18 protein-coding genes and 1 tRNA gene are annotated in these 21,344 nt (G+C 68.1%); 15 read left to right on the forward strand and 4 right to left on the reverse strand.

Translation table 11 applies throughout. The features are described 5' to 3' along the window. Positions 1-135: 135 nt before the first annotated feature. From QE393_RS09195 to QE393_RS09205, 3 genes are all read right to left on the reverse strand, one after another. Positions 136-711, reverse strand: a complete 576-nt coding sequence (locus QE393_RS09195) for a hypothetical protein (protein WP_273807165.1) — start codon at positions 709-711, stop codon at positions 136-138. 155 nt (positions 712-866) lie between these two features. Beyond that, a tRNA-Asp gene (locus QE393_RS09200) sits at positions 867-943 on the reverse strand. A 164-nt stretch (positions 944-1,107) separates the two neighbouring features. Then, entirely contained in the window at positions 1,108-2,055 is a 948-nt protein-coding gene (locus QE393_RS09205) for a LysR family transcriptional regulator (protein ID WP_273807164.1), read from the reverse strand. Between the two features lie 178 nt (positions 2,056-2,233). Between QE393_RS09205 and QE393_RS09210 the strand changes: the two genes are divergently transcribed. From QE393_RS09210 to QE393_RS09235, 6 genes are all read left to right on the forward strand, one after another. Next, positions 2,234-3,532 (forward strand): MFS transporter, encoded by a 1,299-nt coding sequence (locus QE393_RS09210; protein WP_273807163.1) that lies wholly within the window; start codon positions 2,234-2,236, stop codon positions 3,530-3,532. Positions 3,533-3,544: 12 nt separating this feature from the next. After that, positions 3,545-4,729, forward strand: a complete 1,185-nt coding sequence (gene rhmD / locus QE393_RS09215; protein ID WP_310043096.1) for an L-rhamnonate dehydratase — start codon at positions 3,545-3,547, stop codon at positions 4,727-4,729. 21 nt (positions 4,730-4,750) lie between these two features. Then, positions 4,751-6,085, forward strand: coding sequence for an MFS transporter (locus QE393_RS09220; RefSeq protein WP_183629866.1), 1,335 nt, complete (start codon positions 4,751-4,753; stop codon positions 6,083-6,085). Positions 6,086-6,106: 21 nt separating this feature from the next. Next, positions 6,107-6,907 (forward strand): HpcH/HpaI aldolase/citrate lyase family protein, encoded by an 801-nt coding sequence (locus tag QE393_RS09225; RefSeq protein ID WP_310043098.1) that lies wholly within the window; start codon positions 6,107-6,109, stop codon positions 6,905-6,907. Between the two features lie 13 nt (positions 6,908-6,920). After that, positions 6,921-8,354: an aldehyde dehydrogenase gene (gene aldA, locus QE393_RS09230; RefSeq protein ID WP_310043100.1), complete on the forward strand. Its 1,434-nt coding sequence runs from the start codon at positions 6,921-6,923 to the stop codon at positions 8,352-8,354. Between the two features lie 108 nt (positions 8,355-8,462). Further along, positions 8,463-8,687 (forward strand): DUF2188 domain-containing protein, encoded by a 225-nt coding sequence (locus tag QE393_RS09235; RefSeq protein WP_273807158.1) that lies wholly within the window; start codon positions 8,463-8,465, stop codon positions 8,685-8,687. Between the two features lie 19 nt (positions 8,688-8,706). Here the strand turns inward: QE393_RS09235 and QE393_RS09240 are convergent, their stop codons facing one another. After that, entirely contained in the window at positions 8,707-9,615 is a 909-nt protein-coding gene (locus QE393_RS09240) for a LysR family transcriptional regulator (RefSeq protein ID WP_310043101.1), read from the reverse strand. 367 nt (positions 9,616-9,982) lie between these two features. Here QE393_RS09240 and QE393_RS09245 point away from each other — a divergent pair, with 367 nt between their 5' ends. The 9 genes from QE393_RS09245 to QE393_RS09285 all read left to right on the forward strand — a co-directional run bounded on the left by QE393_RS09245 (position 9,983) and on the right by QE393_RS09285 (position 21,319). Continuing rightward, the gene (locus tag QE393_RS09245) at positions 9,983-11,146 is read left to right on the forward strand and encodes an isovaleryl-CoA dehydrogenase (RefSeq protein ID WP_273807156.1); all 1,164 of its coding nucleotides are present in this window, start codon (positions 9,983-9,985) and stop codon (positions 11,144-11,146) included. Positions 11,147-11,156: 10 nt separating this feature from the next. Then, positions 11,157-12,764 carry a carboxyl transferase domain-containing protein gene (locus QE393_RS09250; protein ID WP_273807155.1) on the forward strand — a complete coding sequence of 536 codons (1,608 nt, stop codon included), beginning with the start codon at positions 11,157-11,159 and terminating at the stop codon, positions 12,762-12,764. 3 nt (positions 12,765-12,767) lie between these two features. Further along, the gene (locus QE393_RS09255; protein ID WP_273807154.1) at positions 12,768-13,568 is read left to right on the forward strand and encodes an enoyl-CoA hydratase-related protein; all 801 of its coding nucleotides are present in this window, start codon (positions 12,768-12,770) and stop codon (positions 13,566-13,568) included. Further along, positions 13,565-15,499 (forward strand): acetyl/propionyl/methylcrotonyl-CoA carboxylase subunit alpha, encoded by a 1,935-nt coding sequence (locus tag QE393_RS09260; RefSeq protein WP_310043106.1) that lies wholly within the window; start codon positions 13,565-13,567, stop codon positions 15,497-15,499. Before QE393_RS09255 ends, QE393_RS09260 begins: the two co-directional genes overlap by 4 nt. Further along, on the forward strand, positions 15,496-16,410 hold the full coding sequence (locus QE393_RS09265) for a hydroxymethylglutaryl-CoA lyase (protein ID WP_310043107.1): 915 nt from the start codon (positions 15,496-15,498) through the stop codon (positions 16,408-16,410). The genes QE393_RS09260 and QE393_RS09265 overlap by 4 nt, the downstream gene beginning before the upstream one ends. Positions 16,411-16,489: 79 nt before the next feature. Next, positions 16,490-17,521, forward strand: a complete 1,032-nt coding sequence (locus tag QE393_RS09270; RefSeq protein WP_273807151.1) for a LacI family DNA-binding transcriptional regulator — start codon at positions 16,490-16,492, stop codon at positions 17,519-17,521. A gap of 148 nt (positions 17,522-17,669) precedes the next feature. Beyond that, positions 17,670-19,025 (forward strand): MFS transporter, encoded by a 1,356-nt coding sequence (locus QE393_RS09275; protein ID WP_133860710.1) that lies wholly within the window; start codon positions 17,670-17,672, stop codon positions 19,023-19,025. 18 nt (positions 19,026-19,043) lie between these two features. Next, entirely contained in the window at positions 19,044-20,402 is a 1,359-nt protein-coding gene (gene gudD, locus QE393_RS09280) for a glucarate dehydratase (protein WP_310043110.1), read from the forward strand. A 206-nt stretch (positions 20,403-20,608) separates the two neighbouring features. Next, positions 20,609-21,319: a YfdX family protein gene (locus QE393_RS09285; protein ID WP_273806318.1), complete on the forward strand. Its 711-nt coding sequence runs from the start codon at positions 20,609-20,611 to the stop codon at positions 21,317-21,319. Positions 21,320-21,344 lie beyond the last annotated feature (25 nt).

The following is a 21,344-nucleotide window of genomic DNA, read 5'->3' on the forward strand; positions in this document are numbered from 1 at the left end:
CGCAAGTAACCGTCCAGTAACCGAATCCATCGAAGAGCTGCCAAGGGGATACAAACCCCCAGTTCAACTGCATAAGCATGCAGAAGTTGGCGAAACGTGAAGGTTTTGACTTCGCGAAGCGCTCTGGCATACCCCTCAGGCGGATGCATCCAGATCTGGTTGCGCCTCGGGCACGGGCTGCCAGTTGAACGTCCGCGCTATTACCCGCCGGTATTCGGTGTCTATGGTGACCGGCGTCCGGCGAATATAGTCTCGCGCATGCGCCTGCCGCTCGTGGTCGAGTTTGCGCAGGTAGTCGAGCGCCTGCTCCGCCGTAGGCATGCGCTGATTGAGGCCGCCGCTGCGCGGTGGCAAGGCGGTCCAGACCACAGCATCGACACCCTGCTCCGCGGCCCAGGCGGCGATGCGCTGCTGGAACGGCGAGTGCGGGCCGCTTGGCCAGCTGCCGATGCATTCGAGCTGTTCCCGCGGTACCCCTTCGCGCTCGCGCAAGGCTTCGCGCGCCTCATCCAGGGTGTCGACCGCCAGATAGGCCCAGAGCACCTGGACCTCGGCCACGCCCTCGCAGATGACCGTGGCCAACTCGCCGCTGTCGCCCTCCCGGGCGAATTCGATGGGCAACCAGGGTCCGTCGACGAACCAGTCCGAGGCGACCGGCAATTCCGCCGCCTTCCAGATCAATGAACCCCAACCCAGACAGGCGATCTTCATGGCCATTCCCGCGCATCGATGATAGCCATTGGAGGCTACCGAAGCGTTGGGGTTTCCCGGCGGCAAGACTTGGCGACAAAAATGCAAGACGAAAAAAAGCGGCCTCTAGGGCCGCTTCTTTCGTTACCCGCGAGGCAGAGCTCACGGGCGGTATGTGGCGCAGCGGACGGGACTCGAACCCGCGACCCCCGGCGTGACAGGCCGGTATTCTAACCGACTGAACTACCGCTGCGCATGGAAGCCTTGCGGCATCCTGCTGGCCTTTGCCGAGAACCCGTTCAGCGGGGTTCTCGGCACCAGCGGGCGCTAAGATACTGATTTAGCAGGGAAGAAACAACAGGGACAGCGAAAATATTTCTCGCCATACAAGGGCGACGGCGCAAGCTAGGACGGCGCTCAGACGGTGGTGCCCGCGGCCTGGCGTCTGAGCAGGCCAAGAAAGCCCTCCAGCGCCGCGCTGGGTACCTGGCCGGTGCGCAGCAGGATCCCGAAGGGTGTCAGGGGTTCGGTGATTTCCAGGTCGAGCGAGACCACCAGCGCGGTACGCAGGTGATCGCGCACCACCGCCTCGGTCAGCACCAGGATGGCGTCGGTGATCTGCACCAGCTGCAGCATGGCGAACACCGAGCCACATTCGATGACGTCGGCCGGGGGTGGCAGCTGGCGCCGGGCGAAGGCCGCCTCCAGCGCCACCCGGGCCGGACTGGCTTCGGGCTGCAGGATCCAGGGCCAGTCCGCCACCAGCTCGGCCAGGTCGGGTGGCGCGCGATCGGTCAGGGGATGCCCGGTACGGACCACCACCGCCAGATGCTCGTTGCCCAGCGGCTCGAAGGTGAAGCGACCGAGATCGGCAGGTTGGGTGAAACGGGCGATGGCCACATCGATCCGCTCCTGTTCCAGCAGTTCGGTGAGCTGGTCGCTGGTATCACCAAGGATGCGCAACTGCAGGCCGGGTTGGCGCGCCTTGCTCGCGGCGATGGCGCGCACCACCAGATCGGGCAAGGCACCCATGATGGCCCCCACCGCCAGATGCCCATAACCGCCGGAGCGGCGCGCATCGAGGTCTTCGGCGCAGCGATCCAGGCCATTGAGGGCACGCCGGGCGAATTCGATGATCTCCACGCCCAGCGCCGTGGGTGTCAGTCCCCGCGCCTGACGCTCGAACAGCACGCAGCCAAAGGCTTCCTCCACGTCCTGCAGCATCCGCGTGGTGGCCGGCTGCGACATGTGCAGGGCTTCCGCGGCGCGGTGCAGATTGCGGGTCCCGGCCAGGGTCACCAGCATCAGCAGATGCTTGTAGCGCAGCCGACCAAACAGCGCGCGGGCATGGGGGGAAGCGTTCATCGGCGGCATCCTGGTGGCGCGAGCGGACGCGGCCGGCAGGGCTCGATGGCTCTGGCCAGGCCGCCGACGCGTACCGATACCTTAAGGGTATCGGTCCTAAACAAAAAGCGATTATCCAGGCATTGCAACTGCGACTACCTTGAGCCGTGGCCGAATCACAACAACAAGAGAGATCGCCATGCACACCACCCTGTCACCGGGGCTGGTCGCCAAGGTCACCCGGCGCCTGCTGCCCTTCCTGCTGCTGATGTACGTCATGGCCTTTCTCGACCGGGCCAACGTGGGTTTCGCCAAGGTCGCCTTCCAGGCCGATACCGGCATCTCCGACGCGGCCTTCGCCTTTGGCGCCGGGGTCTTCTTCGTCGGCTACGCCTTTCTCGAGATACCCAGCAACCTGATCATGCACCGCGTCGGCGCCCGACTGTGGATGTGCCGGATCATGGTCAGCTGGGGCCTGATCTCCGCCGCCATGATGTTCGCCCACACGGCGACCGCCTTCTATGTGCTGCGCTTCCTGCTCGGCGTGGCCGAAGCCGGCTTCTTCCCTGGCGTCATCCTCTACCTCACCTACTGGTTCCCCTCGCGCTACCGCGCCCGGGCGCTGGGCTTCTTCTACTTCGGCGCGCCCCTGGCCTTCATCTTCGGCAGTCCGCTGTCGGGCCTGCTGCTGGAATTCGACGGCTTCGGCGGTCTGCATGGCTGGCAGTGGATGTTTCTGGTCGAAGGGGTGCTGGCCAGCCTGGTGGGTGTTTGGGCCTGGTTCTACCTGGACAACCGGCCGCGCGATGCCCGCTGGCTGAGCGACGCGGAAAAGCAGGCGCTGCAACAGGCGCTGGAGGCCGAGGACGCCGCCAAGCCGCACCACGGCGGGCTGCTGCGCCTGCTCGGTCAGCCGCGCATCCTCCTGCTGTGCAGCATCTACCTGCTGATCCAGGCCAGCGTCTATGGCGTGGTCTTCTACCTGCCGACCCAGGTGGCCGGGCTGCTCGGGCAGAAGGTCGGGCTGCTGGTCGGCCTGGTCTCGGCGATTCCCTGGGTGTGCGCCCTGCTCGCCGCCTGGCTGATCCCCAGCTGGTCGGATCGCACCGGCGAACGCCGCCGCACCGCGGCCGCCACCCTGGCCATTTCCGGCCTGGGCATCGCCGCCTCGGTGACCTTCTCGCCGCTCTATGCGCTGCTCGCCCTGTGCTTTGCCGCCGCCGGCTTCATCGCGGTGCAGCCGCTGTTCTGGACCTTTCCGTCCGATCAGCTGCGCGGTAGCGCCGCCGCGGGCGGCATCGCCCTGATCAATACCTGCGGCGCCATCGGCGGCTTCATCGCCCCCCTCGCCAAGCGCTGGGCCGAGACGACCTTCGCCCACCCCGGCGCCGGCCTCTATCTGCTCGCCGGCACCACCCTGGTGGCCGCCGCCCTGATCCTCGGCCTGCGCCGCCGCGACCAGGCCGATCCCCAACCCCAGCTCACGCCCAGTCATTAAGGGAGCTTCGCCATGACCCTACCCACCATCAAGCAGGTGCGCGCCCACACCCTCCGCGGCGGCGGCGCCGACTACCACGACCAGGGCGACGGCCACTGGATCGACGACCACATCGCCACGCCCATGGCCAAATACCCGGAATACCGTCAGAGTCGCCGCAGCTTCGGCATCAATGTGCTGGGCACCCTGGTGGTGGAAGTCGAGGCCAGCGACGGCACCGTGGGCTTCGCCGTCACCACCGGCGGCGAGCTGGGTGCCTTCATCGTCGAGCGGCACCTGGCGCGCTTCCTGGAGGGGGCCAAGGTCACCGACCTGGAAAAGATCTGGGACCAGATGTATCTCTCCACCCTCTATTACGGGCGCAAGGGCATCGTGCTCAACACCATTTCCGGGGTGGATCTCGCGCTCTGGGACCTGCTCGGCAAGCTGCGCCAGGAGCCGGTGCACCAGCTGCTCGGCGGCGCGGTGCGTGACGAATTGCAGTTCTATGCCACCGGCGCCCGGCCGGACTTGGCCAAGGAGATGGGCTTCATCGGCGGCAAGCTGCCGCTACAGCACGGCCCGGCCGAAGGCGAGGAAGGCCTGCGCAAGAACCTGGAGGCACTGGCGACCATGCGCGAGCGGGTCGGCGACGACTTCTGGCTGATGCTCGACTGCTGGATGAGCCTGGACCTCAACTACGCCACCCGCCTGGCCCAGGGCGCCCAGCAGTACGGCCTCAAGTGGATCGAGGAGGCGCTGCCGCCGGACGACTACTGGGGCTATGCCGAACTCAAACGCAATGTGCCGAAGGGCATGCTGGTCACCACCGGCGAGCACGAGGCCACCCGCTGGGGCTTCCGCCTGCTGCTGGAGATGGGTTGCTGCGACATCCTCCAGCCGGACGTCGGCTGGTGCGGCGGCCTCACCGAGCTGATCCGCATCTCGGCCCTGGCCGATGCCCACAACGCCCTGGTGGTGCCCCATGGCTCCTCGGTCTACAGCTACCACTTCGTCATCACCCGTACCAACAGTCCCTTCGCCGAGTTCCTGATGATGGCGCCCAAGGCCGACGAGGTGGTGCCCATGTTCCATCCGCAGTTGCTCGACGAACCCGTTCCGGTGCGCGGCCGCATGCGCGCCTCGGCGCTGGATCGGCCCGGCTTCGGCGTGCGCCTCAATCCGGAGTGCGCCCTGGAACGTCCCTATCGCCACTGAGGCGTTGCCCCGGAGGGCTGGATGAAAGCGACCCAAGACACCCTGGCGGCACCCGTGGCGGATGCCCGCCCCGCGGCGACGCCGCTGCCACCCAAGAGCGCTCGCCTCAAGCGGGTCCAGGTGATCGCCCTGGCGCTGCTGGTGCTGGCGGGCTTCGTCAACTACCTGGACCGCAGTACCCTGGCCATCGCCAACCAGACCATCAGCGGCGAATTGGGCTTCACGCCGACCGAGATGGGCCTGCTGCTATCGGCCTTCGCCTGGGCCTATGCCTTCGCCCAGCTGCCCATTGGCGGCCTGCTGGATCGCTTCGGCGCGCGCCTGACCCTGGGTCTGGGCATCTGCCTGTGGTCGCTCGCCCAGGGCGTGCTCGGGCTGCTCGGCAGCCTGCACCTGATGATCCTGGCCCGCGTCGGCCTGGGCATCGGTGAGGCGCCGCAATTCCCCGCCGGAGCCAAGGTGGTCAGCGAATGGTTCAACGTGCGCGAGCGCGGCCTGCCCTCCGGCATCTTCAACCTCTCCTCCTCGCTGGGGCCGGCGATCTCCCAGCCGATCCTCACTGCCCTGCTGCTGTGGCTGGGCTGGCGGCAGATGTTCATCGCCATGGGCGTGCTCGGCGTTCTGGTAGCGGCGCTCTGGTACCTGAGCTATCGCGATCGGGTGCAGGTGGTGCTGGACGCCGCGGAGCGGGCGCACCTGGATGCCGGGCTACCCCCCCAGGACGCCGGCCAGCGGCTGACCTTCGCCGACTGGCTGGGGTTGTTCCGCCGCCGCCTGACCTGGGGCGTGGTGATCGGCTACGTGGGCATCATCTACATGCTGTCGCTGTTCCTGACCTGGCTACCGGCCTACCTGGAACGGGTCCATCACCTGTCCCTGTCCCAGGCCGGCTGGGTCGCCAGCCTGCCGTTCCTGGCCGGCGCCTGTGGCGTGATCGGCGGTGGCCTGCTGGTGGATCGCCTGACCCGCAGCGGGCGCAGCCTTGCCTTCAGTCGCAAGCTGCCGATCTGCGGCGGTCTGGCCGCGGCCGGGCTGTTCGCCCTGTGCAGCGCCGGGGTGACCGGCATCGGCAGCGTCATCCTCTGCTTCAGCCTGGCGCTGTTCAGCCTCAATGTGGCGGTGGCCGGCACCTGGTCGCTGGTGAGCGTCGCCGTGCCCTCGCACCAGGTGGCCTCGCTGGCCAGCATCCAGAACTTCGGTGGCTACTTCGGTGGCGCCTTCGCCCCGGTCATCACCGGCATGATCGTCCAGCAGACCGGCTCCTTCGGCCTCGCCCTCGGCATCGCCGCCGCGGTCGCGGTGGCCGGCGCCCTGAGCTATGGCCTGCTGGTGCGCCTGCCCGACACCCCTTCCTGATTCCCTTTGGAGACCACCGTCATGGACCTGCCACTCAATCCCTTCAAGGCCCGCCTCACGGGCAGCGATACCCTCTATGGCCTCTGGGCCGGATTCGCCACCGGCTATGCCGCCGAGATCGCCGCCGGCACCGGCTACGACTGGCTGCTGATCGACGGCGAGCACGCGCCCAACACGGTGCCGAGCATCCTCGCCCAGTTGCAGGCGGTGGCGCCCTACCCCACGGCGCCGGTGGTACGCTGCGTCACCGGTGACGCGGTGCTGATCAAGCAGTTGCTGGACATCGGCGTGCAGACGCTGATGGTGCCCATGGTGGAGACCGCCGACCAGGCCCGCGCCCTGGTGCGGGCCATGCGCTATCCCCCCCACGGCATCCGCGGCGTTGGCGGCGGCCTGGCCCGCGCCACCCGCTGGGACGCGGTACCCGACTACCTGCACACCGCCCATACCGAGCTGTGCCTGATCGTCCAGGTGGAATCGCGGCTGGGCAGCGACAACGTCGCCGAGATCGCCGCGGTGGAGGGCGTGGACGCCGTCTTCGTCGGCCCGGCCGACCTCTCCAGCGGCCTGGGCCATGCCGGCAATCCGGGCCACCCCGAGGTGCAGGCGCGCATCCGCGCCGCCATCGACGCCACCCGCGCGGCCGGCAAGGTGGCCGGGATCCTGGCGCCCCAGGAAGACGATGCCCGACGCTATCGCGACTGGGGTTGCCAGTTCGTCGCCGTCGGCATCGACATCAGCCTGTTCCGCCAGGCGGCGCTGGCCAACCTGGCCCGCTATCGCCCTCTCGAAGCGCCCCAAGCGCCTTCTCGCACCTACTGACCCGGAGTCCGCCATGGCCGATCTGCCGCTTTACCAGAACTACATCGATGGCCGTTTCCTGCCGGCCGACGAGGACTTTCTCGTCCACAACCCGGCCACCGGCGCGGCCCTGGCCCGGGTACCGGCGTCCGGTCACGACGACGTCGACCACGCCATCGCCGCCGCCCGCCGCGCACAAAAGGCCTGGGCCCGCAAACCGGCGATCGAGCGGGCCGGTCATCTCAGGCGCATCGCCGCCAAGCTGCGCGAGCAGGCGCCGCGACTGGCCCAAACGATTGTCGCCGAACAGGGCAAGATCCATGGCCTCGCCGAGGTGGAGGTCAATTTCACCGCCGACTACCTCGACTACATGGCCGAGTGGGCACGGCGCATCGAAGGCGAGATCATCACCAGCGACCGACCCGACGAGCAGATCTTTCTGCTGCGCAAGCCACTGGGCGTGGTGGCCGGCATCCTGCCCTGGAACTTCCCCTTCTTCCTGATCGCCCGCAAGCTGGCTCCGGCGCTGCTCACCGGCAACACCATCGTCATCAAGCCCAGCGAAGAAACCCCGATCAATGCCCATGAATTCGCCCGCCTGGTGGCCGAGACGGATCTGCCGCCCGGCGTGTTCAACCTGGTCAGCGGCGCCGGCGCCGTGGGGGGCCAGCTCAGTGCCCACGCCGGCATCGACATGGTCAGCTTTACCGGCAGCGTCGGCACCGGCTCGCGGATCATGGCCGCCGCCGCGCCGAATCTGACCAAGCTCAATCTGGAGCTGGGCGGCAAGGCGCCGGCCATCGTCCTGGCCGATGCCGACCTGGACCTGGCGGTCCGGGCGATCCGCGACTCGCGCATCATCAACACCGGGCAGGTGTGCAACTGCGCCGAACGGGTCTATGTGGAACGGGGGGTGGCCGAGGACTTCATCGAGCGCATCGGCCGGGCCATGGCCGCTACCCGCTATGGCGATCCCCAGGCCGACACCAACGTGGAGATGGGACCGCTGATCAACGCCGCCGGCCTCGACAAGGTGGCGGGCAAGGTCGATGTCGCCCTCGGCCAGGGCGCCCGCCTGGTCACCGGTGGCAGTCGCGCCGACCTGGGTCGCGGCTTCCACTTCCAGCCCACGGTGCTGGCGGACTGTCGCGCGGACATGCCGATCATGCGCGAGGAGATCTTCGGGCCGGTGCTGCCGATCCAGGTGGTGGACGATCTCGACGAAGCCATCGCCCTGGCCAACGACTGCGAATACGGCCTCACCTCCTCCGTCTATACCCGCAGCCTGAGCAAGGCCATGCACGCCATGCGCGAGATCGACTTCGGCGAGACCTACATCAACCGGGAAAACTTCGAAGCCATGCAGGGCTACCACGCCGGGGTGCGCAAATCCGGCATCGGCGGCGCCGATGGCAAGCACGGCCTCTATGAGTACACCCATACCCAGGTGGTCTATCTGCAGGGCTGAGACTGGCTACCTGGTCCAACCGCTTCGCTCGAATGTTCTCGGGCGAACGCGGGTCGAAACAGGTGCAACCCAAGACCAGGCGTGGGCCAGCGGCCCCAGGGAGACCAGATGCAGAACTACCACATCCTACCCACCGACACCGGCTGGGAATTCAAGGAGGAACATGGCGATCGTGCCCTGCTCAAGGCGTCGACCAAGGACGCCATCGTCCACCAGGCGGCGCAATACCTGGATGGCAAGACTGGCAGCGTCAAGATCCACACCAGCGACGGCCGTATCGAGGAAGAGCGTACCTATCCCCGCAGTGCGGATCCGGCCCAGTCCAGGGGCTGACGCCGAGCGGGTGCCTCCGCTACCCCGCCGCCGACACCAGGAACTGCCGAAACGCCTGGGCCCCGGGGCTCAGGCGGTCTTCGGGACTCCAGATCAGGCCCAGCTCCATGGGCGGGATGGCATCGGCCACCGGGCGGGCTTCCAGCTTGCGCCCTTCCAGCGACCAGCCGCGATAGAGCATGTCGGAGAGGATGGTCACGCCGAAGCCATGGGCGACCAGGCCGCGCAGGGACTCCATGGACGAGGTCTTGAACACCACGTTGGGCGCAAGGCCCGCCGCGCGCCAGTAGCGCAGGGTCGAGGTCTCGCCTTCGTCCACCGTGGCGAGGATATAGGGATAAGGCGCGATGTCGGCCAGGGTGACGCGTTCCGCTGCCAGCAGCGGATGGGCGCTGGGCAGCCAGAGCTGGCGAGGCGAGCGCATCAGCAGGTGGCGCTCGAAGGGCTGGGTGGCATCGATGTTGGAGATGACGGTGAGGCCGAGCTCCAGGGTGCCATCGTTGATGCCGGCTTCGATGCTGGGCCGGTCCATGTCGCGCAGGTCGATGTCGATCTGCGGATAGCTGCGCTTGAAGCGTGCCAACAGGGTCGGCAGGTAGTAGCCGAGCACCGCATAGGAGGCGCCGACGCGCGCCTGGCCGGTCAGGGCATGGCTCTGGAACAGCGGCTGGCTGACGGCGTCCTGCAGGGTGTCGAGGATGTGCCGGGCATGGTGGTAGAACTGGTGCCCCTCGGCCGTGAGCTTGACGCCGTGAGGCAGGCGTTCGAACAGCCGCACGGCGAGCAGCGCCTCCAGCTGGCTGACCGCCGTGGTGACCGCCGACTGGCTGACATTGACCGCACTGGCGGCCAGGGAAAACTGGCTGTTCTCGGCGGCGGCGACGAAGTAGCGCAGCTGCCGCATGGAAATGTCCTTGAGCAATGCCATCTGATTTTCCAATACCTGGATTCTATTTTTATCGTTTCACGATAGCGCATTTCCTCTCCTAGACTCAGAGGCACAGGCCGGCCGCCTTCCTCTTGCGGTCGCCATGACAAGAATAATGACCAGGAGGACGGACCATGCGCGCCCTGGCGCCCGCGTTCCGCACCCGCGCCCCATGCGCACCCTTGCCCTGCCGTCGGCCGCCCTGGCCGACGGTTTTCCAGCATTCGCCTGCGCGCCACGCACGCTCCTGGCCATCGGCGCTGCCCTGTCCTGTTTCTTTCAGCTCCGCGCCGTACCAGGTGGCCGCCCCGTGCGCGCCCGATCGGCTGACCGCTCTCACCCGACAATCCCAACAACAGGTGACCCCATGAGCTACCCGAGTCTCAACTTCGCCCTGGGCGAGACCCTCGATCTGCTGCGCGATCAGGTCCGCCACCTGGTCGCTCGCGAGGTGGCGCCCCGCGCGAGCGAGATCGATGCCAGCAACAGCTTTCCCATGGACCTATGGCGCACCTTTGGCGACCTTGGGCTGCTCGGCATCACCGTGAGCGAGGAATACGGCGGCTCCGGACTCGGCTACCTGGCCCATGCGGTGGCCATGGAGGAGATCAGCCGCGGCTCGGCGTCGGTCGCCCTGTCCTATGGCGCCCATTCCAATCTCTGCGTCAACCAGATCCATCGCAACGGCAGCGCCGCGCAGAAGGCGCGCTACCTGCCCCGGCTGGTCAGCGGCGAGCACGTCGGCGCCCTGGCCATGAGCGAACCCAACGCCGGCTCGGACGTGGTGTCCATGAAGCTGCGCGCCGACCGCCGCGGCGATCGCTTCGTGCTTAACGGCAGCAAGACGTGGATCACCAACGGGCCCGATGCCCATACCTATGTCATCTATGCCAAGACCGAACCGGAAAAGGCTGCCCATGGCATCACCGCCTTCATCGTCGAGCGTGACTGGACCGGTTTCAGCCGTGGCAGCAAGTTCGACAAGCTGGGCATGCGCGGCTCCAACACCTGCGAGCTGTTCTTCGACGACGTGGAGGTGCCGGAGGAAAACGTGCTGGGCCAGGTCAATGGCGGGGTCAAGGTGCTGATGAGCGGCCTGGACTACGAGCGCGTGGTCCTCGCTGGCGGCCCGGTGGGCATCATGCAGGCCTGCCTGGACGTGGTGCTGCCCTATGTCCACGACCGCAAGCAATTCGGCCAGAGCATCGGCGAATTCCAGCTGATCCAGGGCAAGGTGGCCGACCTCTACACCGGCCTCGCCGCCAGCCGCGCCTATCTCTATGCGGTGGCCCAGGCCTGCGACCGCGGCGAGACCACCCGCAAGGACGCTGCCGGTGTAATCCTCTACACCGCCGAGAAGGCTACCCAGATGGCCCTGGAAGCCATCCAGATACTCGGCGGCAACGGCTATATCAACGAATACCCCACCGGCCGCCTGCTGCGCGACGCCAAGCTCTACGAGATCGGCGCTGGCACCAGCGAGATCCGTCGGATGCTGATCGGCCGCGAGCTGTTCAACGAAACCCGGTGAGGAGCCCTCCATGACCGTGCTGACCTCCACGCTGAACCGGCGCACCCCGGACTACCAGCGCAACGCCGCCGCCATGGCCGCGCAACTGGCCCGGCTCGACCAGCTGCTGGCGCGCATCCGCGAAGGCGGCGGGGCCAAGGCCCAGGCGCGCCATACCGCGCGCGGCAAGTTGCTGCCCCGCCAGCGCATCGATCTCTTGCTGGACCCCGGCTCGCCCTTCCTGGAGATCGGCGCCCTGGCCGCCCTCGACGTCTACGAGGAAGAGGTACCGGCCGCCGGGGTGGTGGCCGGCGTCGGCCGCATCGAGGGGGTCGAGTGCATGATCATCGCCAACGACGCCACGGTGAAGGGTGGCTCCTACTATCCGCTCACGGTGAAGAAGCACCTGCGCGCCCAGGCCATCGCCCAGCAGAATCGGCTGCCCTGCCTCTATCTGGTCGATTCCGGGGGCGCCAACCTGCCGCGCCAGGAGGAGGTCTTCCCCGACCGCGAGCACTTCGGGCGGATCTTCTTCAACCAGGCGACCATGAGCGCCCAGGGCATCCCGCAGATCGCCGTGGTGATGGGCTCCTGCACCGCCGGTGGCGCCTATGTGCCGGCGATGAGTGACGAGACCATCATGGTGCGCCAGCAGGCCACCATCTTTCTCGCCGGCCCGCCGCTGGTGAAGGCCGCCACCGGCGAGGTGGTCAGCGCCGAGGAACTGGGCGGCGCCGATGTCCATTGCCGCCTGTCCGGCGTGGCCGATCACTACGCCGAGAACGACGCCCATGCCCTGGCCCTGGCGCGGCGCTGCATCGCCAATCTCAACTGGCGCAAGCTCGGCGAGCTGCAGCTCAAGACGCCCACCCCGCCCCTGTACCCGGCCGAGGACCTTCATGGCCTGGTGCCGGCCGATCCCAAGCAGCCGCTGGAGGTACGCGAGGTGATCGCGCGGCTGGTGGACGGCAGCGTCTTCGATGAATTCAAGGCGCAGTTCGGCACCACCCTGGTCTGCGGCTTCGCCCACCTGCACGGGCATCCGGTGGCCATCCTCGGCAACAATGGCATCCTCTTCGCCGAATCGGCGCAGAAAGGCGCGCACTTCATCGAACTGGCCTGCCAACGCCGCATCCCGCTGCTGTTCCTGCAGAACATCACCGGCTTCATGGTCGGCAGGAAGTACGAGGAAGGCGGCATCGCCAAGCACGGCGCCAAGCTGGTCACCGCGGTGGCCTGCGCCCGGGTGCCCAAGTTCACCGTGATCATCGGTGGCAGCTTTGGCGCCGGCAACTACGGCATGTGCGGCCGCGCCTACGATCCGCGCTTCCTGTGGATGTGGCCCAACGCGCGCATCGGCGTGATGGGCGCCGAGCAGGCGGCCGGGGTGCTGGTGCAGGTCAAGCGCGAGCAGGCCGAACGTGCCGGCGAAGCCCTCGACGACGAAGAGGCGGCGCGCATCAAGGGCCCCATCGTCGAGCAGTACGAACGCCAGGCCCATGCCCACTATTCCAGCGCGCGGCTCTGGGACGACGGGGTGATCGACCCGGCCCAGACCCGCGAGGTCCTCGCCCTGGCCCTCTCGGCCAGCCTCAACGCCCCGCTCGAGCCGACGACCTTCGGCGTCTTCCGGATGTAGGCCATGACTGACTTCCACACCCTGGAACTGATCCGTGATCCGCGCGGCTTCGCCACGCTCTGGCTCGACCGTCCGGATCGCCACAATGCCCTGGATGCGCAGCTGATCGCGGAGCTGGGCACCGTGCTCGCCGAGATCGCCAGCGATCAAGGACTGCGCTTTCTGCTCCTGCGCGGTCGCGGGCGGCACTTTTGCGCCGGCGCCGACCTCGCCTGCATGCAGGCCTCGGCCAACCTGGACGCCGCCGCCAACCGCGCCGACACCGAGCGCCTGGCCGAGGTGATGTATCGCCTGCGGGCCCTGCCGATCCCCACCCTGGCGGTGGTCCAGGGCGCGGCCTTTGGCGGCGCGGTGGGCCTGGTCAGCTGCTGCGACCTGGCCCTGGCCGCCCGTGACGCCACCTTCTGCCTGTCGGAGGTGCGCATCGGCCTGGTGCCCGCCGTCATCGGCCCCTTCGTGATCCGCGCCCTGGGCGAGCGCGTGGCACGCCGCTACATGCTCGGCGCCGAGCGCTTTTCCGGCGAACGCGCCGCCGAACTGGGCCTGGTGGCCGAGACCGCCGCGGCCGCCGACCTGGAGACGCTGGTCGAGGCCTGGATCGCCCGGCTGCTGGACAACGGCCCCCAGGCGCTGCGCGCCTGCAAGCGGCTGCTGGACGGCGCCGGCGATGGTGTGCCGAGCCCCACGGTGCGCCAGTTCACCGAGGGCCTGATCGCCGCCGTCCGGATCACCCCCGAAGCCCAGGAAGGCCTGCAGGCCTTTCTGGAGAAACGTCGTCCCGCCTGGCAGGAGACCACCCCATGACCTTCGACCGTCTGCTCGTCGCCAACCGCGGCGAGATCGCCTGCCGGGTGATGCGCACCGCCAAGGCACTCGGCCTGGGGACCGTCGCCGTGCACAGTGCCATCGACGCCGGCGCCCGCCATGTGCGCCAGGCCGATCGGGCGGTGAACCTGGGCGGGACCAAGCCGGCCGACAGCTATCTGCTGGGCGAGCGCATCATCGCCGCCGCCCTCGCCACCGGCGCCCAGGCGATCCATCCGGGTTATGGCTTCCTGTCCGAGAACGCCGCCTTCGCCGAGGCGGTGGCCGCGGCCGGGCTGGTCTTCGTCGGGCCACCCGCCGCGGCGATCCGCGCCATGGGCAGCAAGTCCGCGGCCAAGGCGCTGATGACCGACGCCGGGGTGCCCCTGGTACCGGGGTATCACGGCGAGGACCAGTCCCTGGCCACCTTTCGCGACGCGGCGGCGCGCATCGGCTATCCGGTCCTGCTCAAGGCCACCGCCGGCGGCGGCGGCAAGGGCATGAAGATCGTCGAGCGCGACGCCGACCTGGCCGAAGGCCTCGCCTCGGCCCAGCGCGAAGCGCGCGCGGCCTTTGGCGATGCGCGGATGCTGGTGGAGAAATACGTGCTGCAACCGCGCCACGTGGAGATCCAGGTGTTCGCCGATGCGCACGGCCACTGCCTCTATCTCAACGAACGCGACTGCTCCATCCAGCGCCGCCACCAGAAGGTGATCGAGGAAGCCCCCGCGCCGGGTCTTACGCCCGCGTTGCGCCGGGCCATGGGCGAGGCGGCGGTGCAGGCGGCCCAGGCCATCGGCTACGTCGGCGCCGGCACCGTGGAATTCCTGCTCGACGCCCGCGACGACTTCTTCTTCATGGAGATGAACACCCGGTTGCAGGTGGAGCACCCGGTCACCGAGGCCATCACCGGCCTGGATCTGGTGGCCTGGCAGCTGCGCGTGGCCGCTGGCGAACCCCTGCCCCTCACCCAGGCCCAGGTGCCCCTGCACGGCCACGCCATCGAGGTGCGCCTCTATGCCGAGGACACCGACCAGGGCTTCCTGCCGGCCTCGGGCACCCTGCAGCTCTACCGCGAGCCCGCGGCCGGTCCGGGGCGGCGGGTGGACAGCGGCGTGGAGGAAGGCGACGAGGTGTCGCCCTTCTACGATCCCATGCTGGCCAAGCTGATCGCCTGGGGCGACAGCCGCGAACAGGCGCGCAAGCGATTGCTGGCCATGCTCGAAGACACCGCGGTGGGCGGCTTCGCCACCAACCTCGCTTTCCTGCAGCGGCTGCTCGCCCATCCGGCCTTTGCCGCGGCCGAGCTGGACACCGGTTTCATCGAGCGTCATCAGGCGACCTTACTGCCCGCACCCAACGAGCTGCCGGAGGCCTTCTGGACCCTGGCGGGCCAGGCCTGGCTGGCGACGCTGCCGGCCGCCGCCGACGCCACCTCGCCCTGGGCGTCTCGCCAGGGCTGGCGCCTGGGCGGACCGCCGCGCAGCGCGCTGCGACTGGCCTGTCGCAGCGAGGTGCGCAACCTGACCCTGGTCGACCCGGTGGCCGTCGAGTTGAGCGGTGATCGGCTCCACTGGCAGGCGGACGGCCTCCGCCAGAGCGCCCGCCTGCATCGCCGTGGACAAACGCTGTTCATCGAATGGCAGGATCGCCTCGAAGCCGTCACCTGGGCCGACCCCCTCGCCGAGGTCGCGCGGCAGGCGGACGCCGGCGGGCTCACGGCGCCGATGAACGCCAGTGTGGTCGCCGTGCCGGTAGCCGTGGGCGACACCGTGGAAGCCGGCGCGCCGCTGGTGGTGCTGGAGGCAATGAAGATGGAACACAGCATCCGTGCGCCCCGCGCGGGCGTGGTGGCGGCGCTGTTCTGCAGCCCTGGCGAGCTGGTGGCCGAGGGCGCGCCGCTGGTGGAGCTGGAGGAGTCGCCGTCATGAGCGATACCTTGCCGACCCGGGTACGGCTGGTCGAGGTCGGGCCCCGCGATGGCCTGCAGAACGAGCCCCGGGCGCTGGGCATCGCCGAGCGCATCCAGTTGTGCGCGGCACTGATCGCCAGCGGCGTGCAGCATCTGGAGGTGGGCAGCTTCGTCTCGCCCCGCTGGGTGCCGCAGATGGCCGGGACCGCCGAGGTACTGGCGGGGCTCGGGCGGCCGCCGGGCGTGGTCCGTTCGGTGCTGGTGCCCAATATGCAGGGCTTCGAGGCCGCCCTGGCCGCGGGGGTGGATGAGGTCGCCGTCTTCGCCGCTGCCTCGGAGGGCTTCTCCCGGCGCAACATCAATTGCTCCATCGCCGAGAGCCTGGCGCGCTTCGTGCCCGTGGCCGAGGGCGCGCGGGCGGCGGGCATCCGGGTGCGCGGCTATGTGTCCTGTGTGCTGGGCTGCCCCTACGACGGCGTGATCGCCCCGGACCAGGTAGCCAGCGTGACCCGCGAGCTGCTGGACCTGGGCTGCGCCGAAGTCTCCCTGGGCGATACGATCGGCGTCGGCACCCCCAGCCGGACCCGCGCGCTCTGGCAGCGACTGGGACGGGAAGTGCCGCTCAGCCAACTGGCCGGGCATTTCCACGACACCTATGGCCAGGCCCTGGCCAACGTCTACGCCAGCCTGCTCGAAGGGGTCGCGGTGTTCGACAGCTCCGTCGCCGGACTGGGCGGTTGCCCCTATGCAAGCGGCGCCAGCGGCAATGTCGCCAGCGAGGACCTGGTCTATCTGCTCGACGGCCTGGGCATCGCCAGCGGTCTCGATCTGCCCCGGCTCATCGAGGCGGGCCACCAGGTGTCCGCCCAGCTGGGGCGGCGCAACGAGTCCCGGGTCGCTCGCGCCCGGGCGGCGCGAGCGGTCGACTAGCAGGGGCTCTGGCGGGCGCCCATGGCAACCGCCGGGGCTTGCTCTCATAATGGCGGCCTCTCTCACCCAAGGACCCGCTTTGGCCAGGAAGTCCCGACGCGAACTCGCCCAGCTCGATGGCACCGAGCTGCCCCTCACCGTCCGCGAGGTCGCCCTCGCCGCCGGGGTGTCGCCCATTACCGTGTCCCGGGCACTGCACCGCCCGAGCCTGGTGAGCGCCGCCACCCGGGAGCATGTCCTGGCCGTGGTCAAGGACCTGGGCTACGTGCCCAATCTGCTGGCGGGCAGCCTCGCCTCCAGCAAGAGCCGGCTGGTGGCCATCCTCCTGCCCACCATCGCCAATTCCATCTATGCCACCGTGGTGCAGGCGATCATGGATCGCCTCACCGAGGCGGGCTACCAGGCGCTGATCGGTCCCACCGGCTATTCGCCGGAAAAGGAAGAGGAACTGCTGGAAGCCATCCTTGGCCGCCGCCCCGATGGCATCGTCCTCACCGGTACCCTGCACACCCCGGCCAGTCGCGCACGGCTGGCGGCGCTGAACATCCCGGTGGTGGAAGCCTGGGACCTGAGCGCCGAGGCCCTGGACATGCAGGTAGGCTTTTCCCACGAGCAGGTCGGCGTCGCCCTGGCGGAGCACTTCGTCGCCCGTGGCTATCGCCGCTTCGGGGTGATCTCGGTGGACGATCCCCGCGCCATGCGCCGCAACCTGGCCCTGCAGGCCCGCCTGCTGGCGCTGGGCATCCCCGAACTGCCCATGGAAGTGCTGCCGCTGCCGGCCACCTGGGAAGTCGGCCGGATCGGCCTGTCGCGCCTGCTGGAACGCCCCGAGCCGCCGGACCTGGTGCTGTGCAGCTCCGACACCCTGGCCCTGGGGGTGGTCGCCGAGGCCAGCAGCCGTGGCCTGCGCATCCCCGCGCAACTGGCGGTGGTCGGCTTCGGCGACACCACCAATGGCCGCTTCGCCACCCCGGCGCTGTCCACGGTCAGCGTCAATGCCGACGCCATGGGTCAGCGGGTCGCCCAGGCGCTGCTCGATCGCCTCGCGGGCGAACGCACCGCGGTGAGTCTCGATACCGGTTTCGCCCTGATCGAGCGCCAGAGCTCCTAGCGGATTTTTTGCACGCGACCACAGATTTAGCGGTTGAATGATAGCGTTATCTGTTTAATGATAGCGCTATCGTTGTCAGACGACTTACAACCTAAGCCCGCTACACGATGTCAGCCCGCACACAAAAACAAACCAGTGGGAGCTCTCCATGCACGAAACCAAGCAGACGCGCGTCCGCTATCTGATCCTGTTCATGCTGTTCGTCGTGACCACGATCAACTACGCCGACCGCGCCACCATTTCCATCGCCGGCTCCGCCCTGCAAAAAGACCTCGGCATCAGTGCCGTCTCCCTCGGCTTCATCTTCTCCGCCTTCGGTTGGGCCTATGTGCTCGGCCAGATCCCCGGCGGCTGGCTGCTCGATCGCTTCGGTTCGAAGAAGGTCTATGCGGCGAGCATCTTCACCTGGTCGGTGTTCACCATGCTGCAAGGCTACATCGGTGAATTCGGCATCGGCACCGCGGTATTCCTGCTGTTCGCCCTGAGATTCATGGTCGGCCTGGCCGAAGCGCCCTCCTTCCCCGGCAACGCCCGCATCGTCGCCGCCTGGTTCCCCACCAAGGAGCGCGGCACCGCCTCGGCGATCTTCAACTCGGCGCAGTACTTCGCCACCGTGCTGTTCGCGCCGCTGATGGGCTGGATCGTCTACCACTTCGGCTGGCAGCACGTCTTCGTGGTGATGGGCGCCCTGGGTATCGCCTTCTCGGCGGTCTGGCTGGCGGTGATCTACAGCCCCCGCGAACATCCCCGCGCCAATGCCGCCGAGATCGACTACATCGCCAGCAACGGCGGCCTGGTCGACCTGGACACGCCCGGCAAGAAGAGCGAAGGCCCGAAGTGGAGCTACATCGGCCAGCTGCTGACCAATCGCATGATGGCCGGCATCTACCTGGGCCAGTTCTGCATCAACGCCCTCACCTACTTCTTCCTCACCTGGTTCCCCGTCTACCTGGTGCAGGAACGCGGCATGACCATCCTCAAGGCCGGCATCATCGCCTCCCTGCCAGCCATCTGCGGCTTCATCGGCGGCGTGCTGGGCGGGGTGATCTCCGACTACCTGCTGCGCCGCGGCAGCAGCCTGAGCGTGGCGCGCAAGACCCCCATCGTCGCCGGCATGCTGCTGTCGATGAGCATGATCCTCTGCAACTACGTCGACGCCGACTGGATGGTGGTGGGCTTCATGGCCATGGCCTTCTTCGGCAAGGGCATCGGCGCCCTGGGCTGGGCGGTGGTTTCCGACACCTCGCCCAAGCAGATCGCCGGCCTCTCCGGTGGCCTGTTCAACACCATCGGCAACCTGTCCTCCATCACCACCCCGATCATCATCGGCTACATCATCGCCGCCACCGGCTCCTTCAAGATGGCCCTGGTGTTCGTCGGTGCCAACGCCCTGGTGGCCGCCATCAGTTACCTGTTCGTCGTCGGCGAGATCAAGCGTGTCGAGTTGCGCGGTGTGCCCACGCCGCCCGCCGAAGCCCCGCTCGCCGCTGAAACCCCTCGCTGATCACCAAGGAGCCCGACCATGACGCAATTCAACGCCACGCCTGCCCTGCATACCGGCACTCCGGTGGTCACCTCGCTGGAAGTCGTGCCCGTCGCCGGCCAGGACAGCATGCTGCTCAACCTCAGCGGCGCCCATGGCCCCTACTTCACCCGCAACGTGCTGATCCTCAAAGACAACGCCGGTCGCACCGGCGTCGGCGAGGTGCCCGGCGGCGAGACCATCCGCCAGACGCTGGAAGACGCCCGCCAATTCCTCGTCGGCCAGCCGCTGGGCCAGTACCAGCGTATCCTCGGCCAGGTCCGCCAGGCCTTCGCCGGGCGCGATGCCAGCGGTCGTGGCCTGCAGACCTTCGACCTGCGGGTCACCATCCACGCCGTCACCGCCATCGAAGCCGCCCTGCTCGACCTGCTCGGTCAGCACCTTGAGGTGCCGGTAGCCGCCCTGCTCGGCGAAGGCCAGCAGCGCGATGCCGTGGAGATGCTCGGCTACCTGTTCTATGTGGGCGACCGCAACAAGACCACGCTGGACTACCGCAGCGAAGCCGAGAGCGACGACGCCTGGTTCCGCGTGCGCAACGAAGAGGCACTGACCCCGGAGACCGTGGTGCGCCTGGCCGAGGCCGCCTATGACCGCTACGGTTTCAAGGACTTCAAGCTCAAGGGCGGCGTGCTCAGCGGCGACGCCGAGATCGAGGCGGTCACCGCCCTGGCCGAGCGCTTCCCCGAGGCGCGCGTGACCCTGGACCCCAACGGCGCCTGGTCGCTCAAGGAAGCCATCCGCCTGTGCCGCGACCAGCACCAGGTGCTGGCCTATGCCGAGGACCCCTGTGGCGCCGAGAACGGCTATTCCGGACGCGAGGTGATGGCCGAATTCCGCCGCGCCACCGGCCTGCCCACCGCCACCAACATGATCGCCACCGACTGGCGCCAGATGGGTCACGCCATCCAGCTGCAATCGGTGGACATCCCCCTGGCCGATCCGCACTTCTGGACCATGCAGGGCTCGGTGCGGGTGGCGCAGATGTGCAACGACTGGGGCCTGACCTGGGGTTCGCACTCCAACAACCACTTCGACATCTCCCTGGCCATGTTCACCCATGTCGCCGCCGCGGCGCCGGGCAAGATCACCGCCATCGACACCCACTGGATCTGGCAGGATGGTCAACGCCTCACCCGCCAGCCCCTGGAGATCAAGGGCGGCCTGGTCGAGGTGCCGCAGCAGGGTGGCCTGGGCGTGGAGCTGGATCTGGACGCCCTCGCCCGCGCCCACGAGCTGTACAAGACCAAGGGCCTGGGCGCGCGGGACGACGCCATGGCCATGCAATTCCTCTCGCCCAACTGGACCTTCGATAACAAGAAGCCCTGCCTGGTGCGCTGAGTCGCTTCCGCCCGCCAGCGGCGACCGCTCCGAGCCTTCGGAGCGGTCGCCGCTTTCGTTACCGCCTCCCGAAACACCTGGTTACAGCCACCGATAGCCTGCTAAGCGTTCGTTAAGCTCACCGGATCGACACTGAACTCACGGTATCTCGCAGTCCCGCCCGATACCCCCGCGGTTCCAGTCACTTTCGTATCCGGGAGAAGCACATGAACCTCAATCGTCGTATCGCCAAAAGCCTGCTCGTCCTGACCATCGCCTCGGTGTTTTCCACCGCCGTCCTGGCCGACACCCGGCCCGATATCGCCACCCAGCAGGTCGCCACTCTGCCGGCGATTTCCCAGCAGGGCCAATCGGCCTTCAAGGACGTGATCGCCGCGCGCCAGGATCTCTTCGAAGGCCACGTCGAGCAGGCCAAGCAGCAGCTGGGGGCCGCCGAGAGCGCCCTGCGAACGGCCCAGACCGACAAGACCGCCTACCTCAAGTCGGCCAGCGACCTGCGGGGTCAGGACGGCAAACTCGTGCCGGTCTCCGCGCAGGACGCCAAGGCCACATCCTGGCTGCCGATCTGGAGCGGCATGGCGCTGCGTGACGACTATGTCGCCACCCCGGCCAAGAACCAGGCCGTGGCCCAGGCCAACGAGAAGATCCAGCGGGGCGACACCCAGGGCGCCGGCGAGATCCTCAAGGTGGCCGGGGTCGACGTGGACTACTCCACCGCGGTACTGCCGGCGCAGGAAACCCTGGACCTGGTGCACCGGGCCAATCAGGAACTCAGCCATGAGCAGTACTGGCAGGCGAACCTGACGCTCAAGCAGGTGCAGAACAGCTTGAAATACGACAACGCCAACGTGGACGTGACCCCCACCAGCTGGTTCTCCAGGACCACCACGGTCTTCACTCCGGTCGACAAGACCTGAGCCGGTCGCGGGCACCTGAGATCCA

The sequence above is a fragment of the Pseudomonas sp. SORGH_AS_0211 genome (assembly GCF_031453455.1).
GTDB lineage: Bacteria > Pseudomonadota > Gammaproteobacteria > Pseudomonadales > Pseudomonadaceae > Chryseomonas > Chryseomonas aestiva.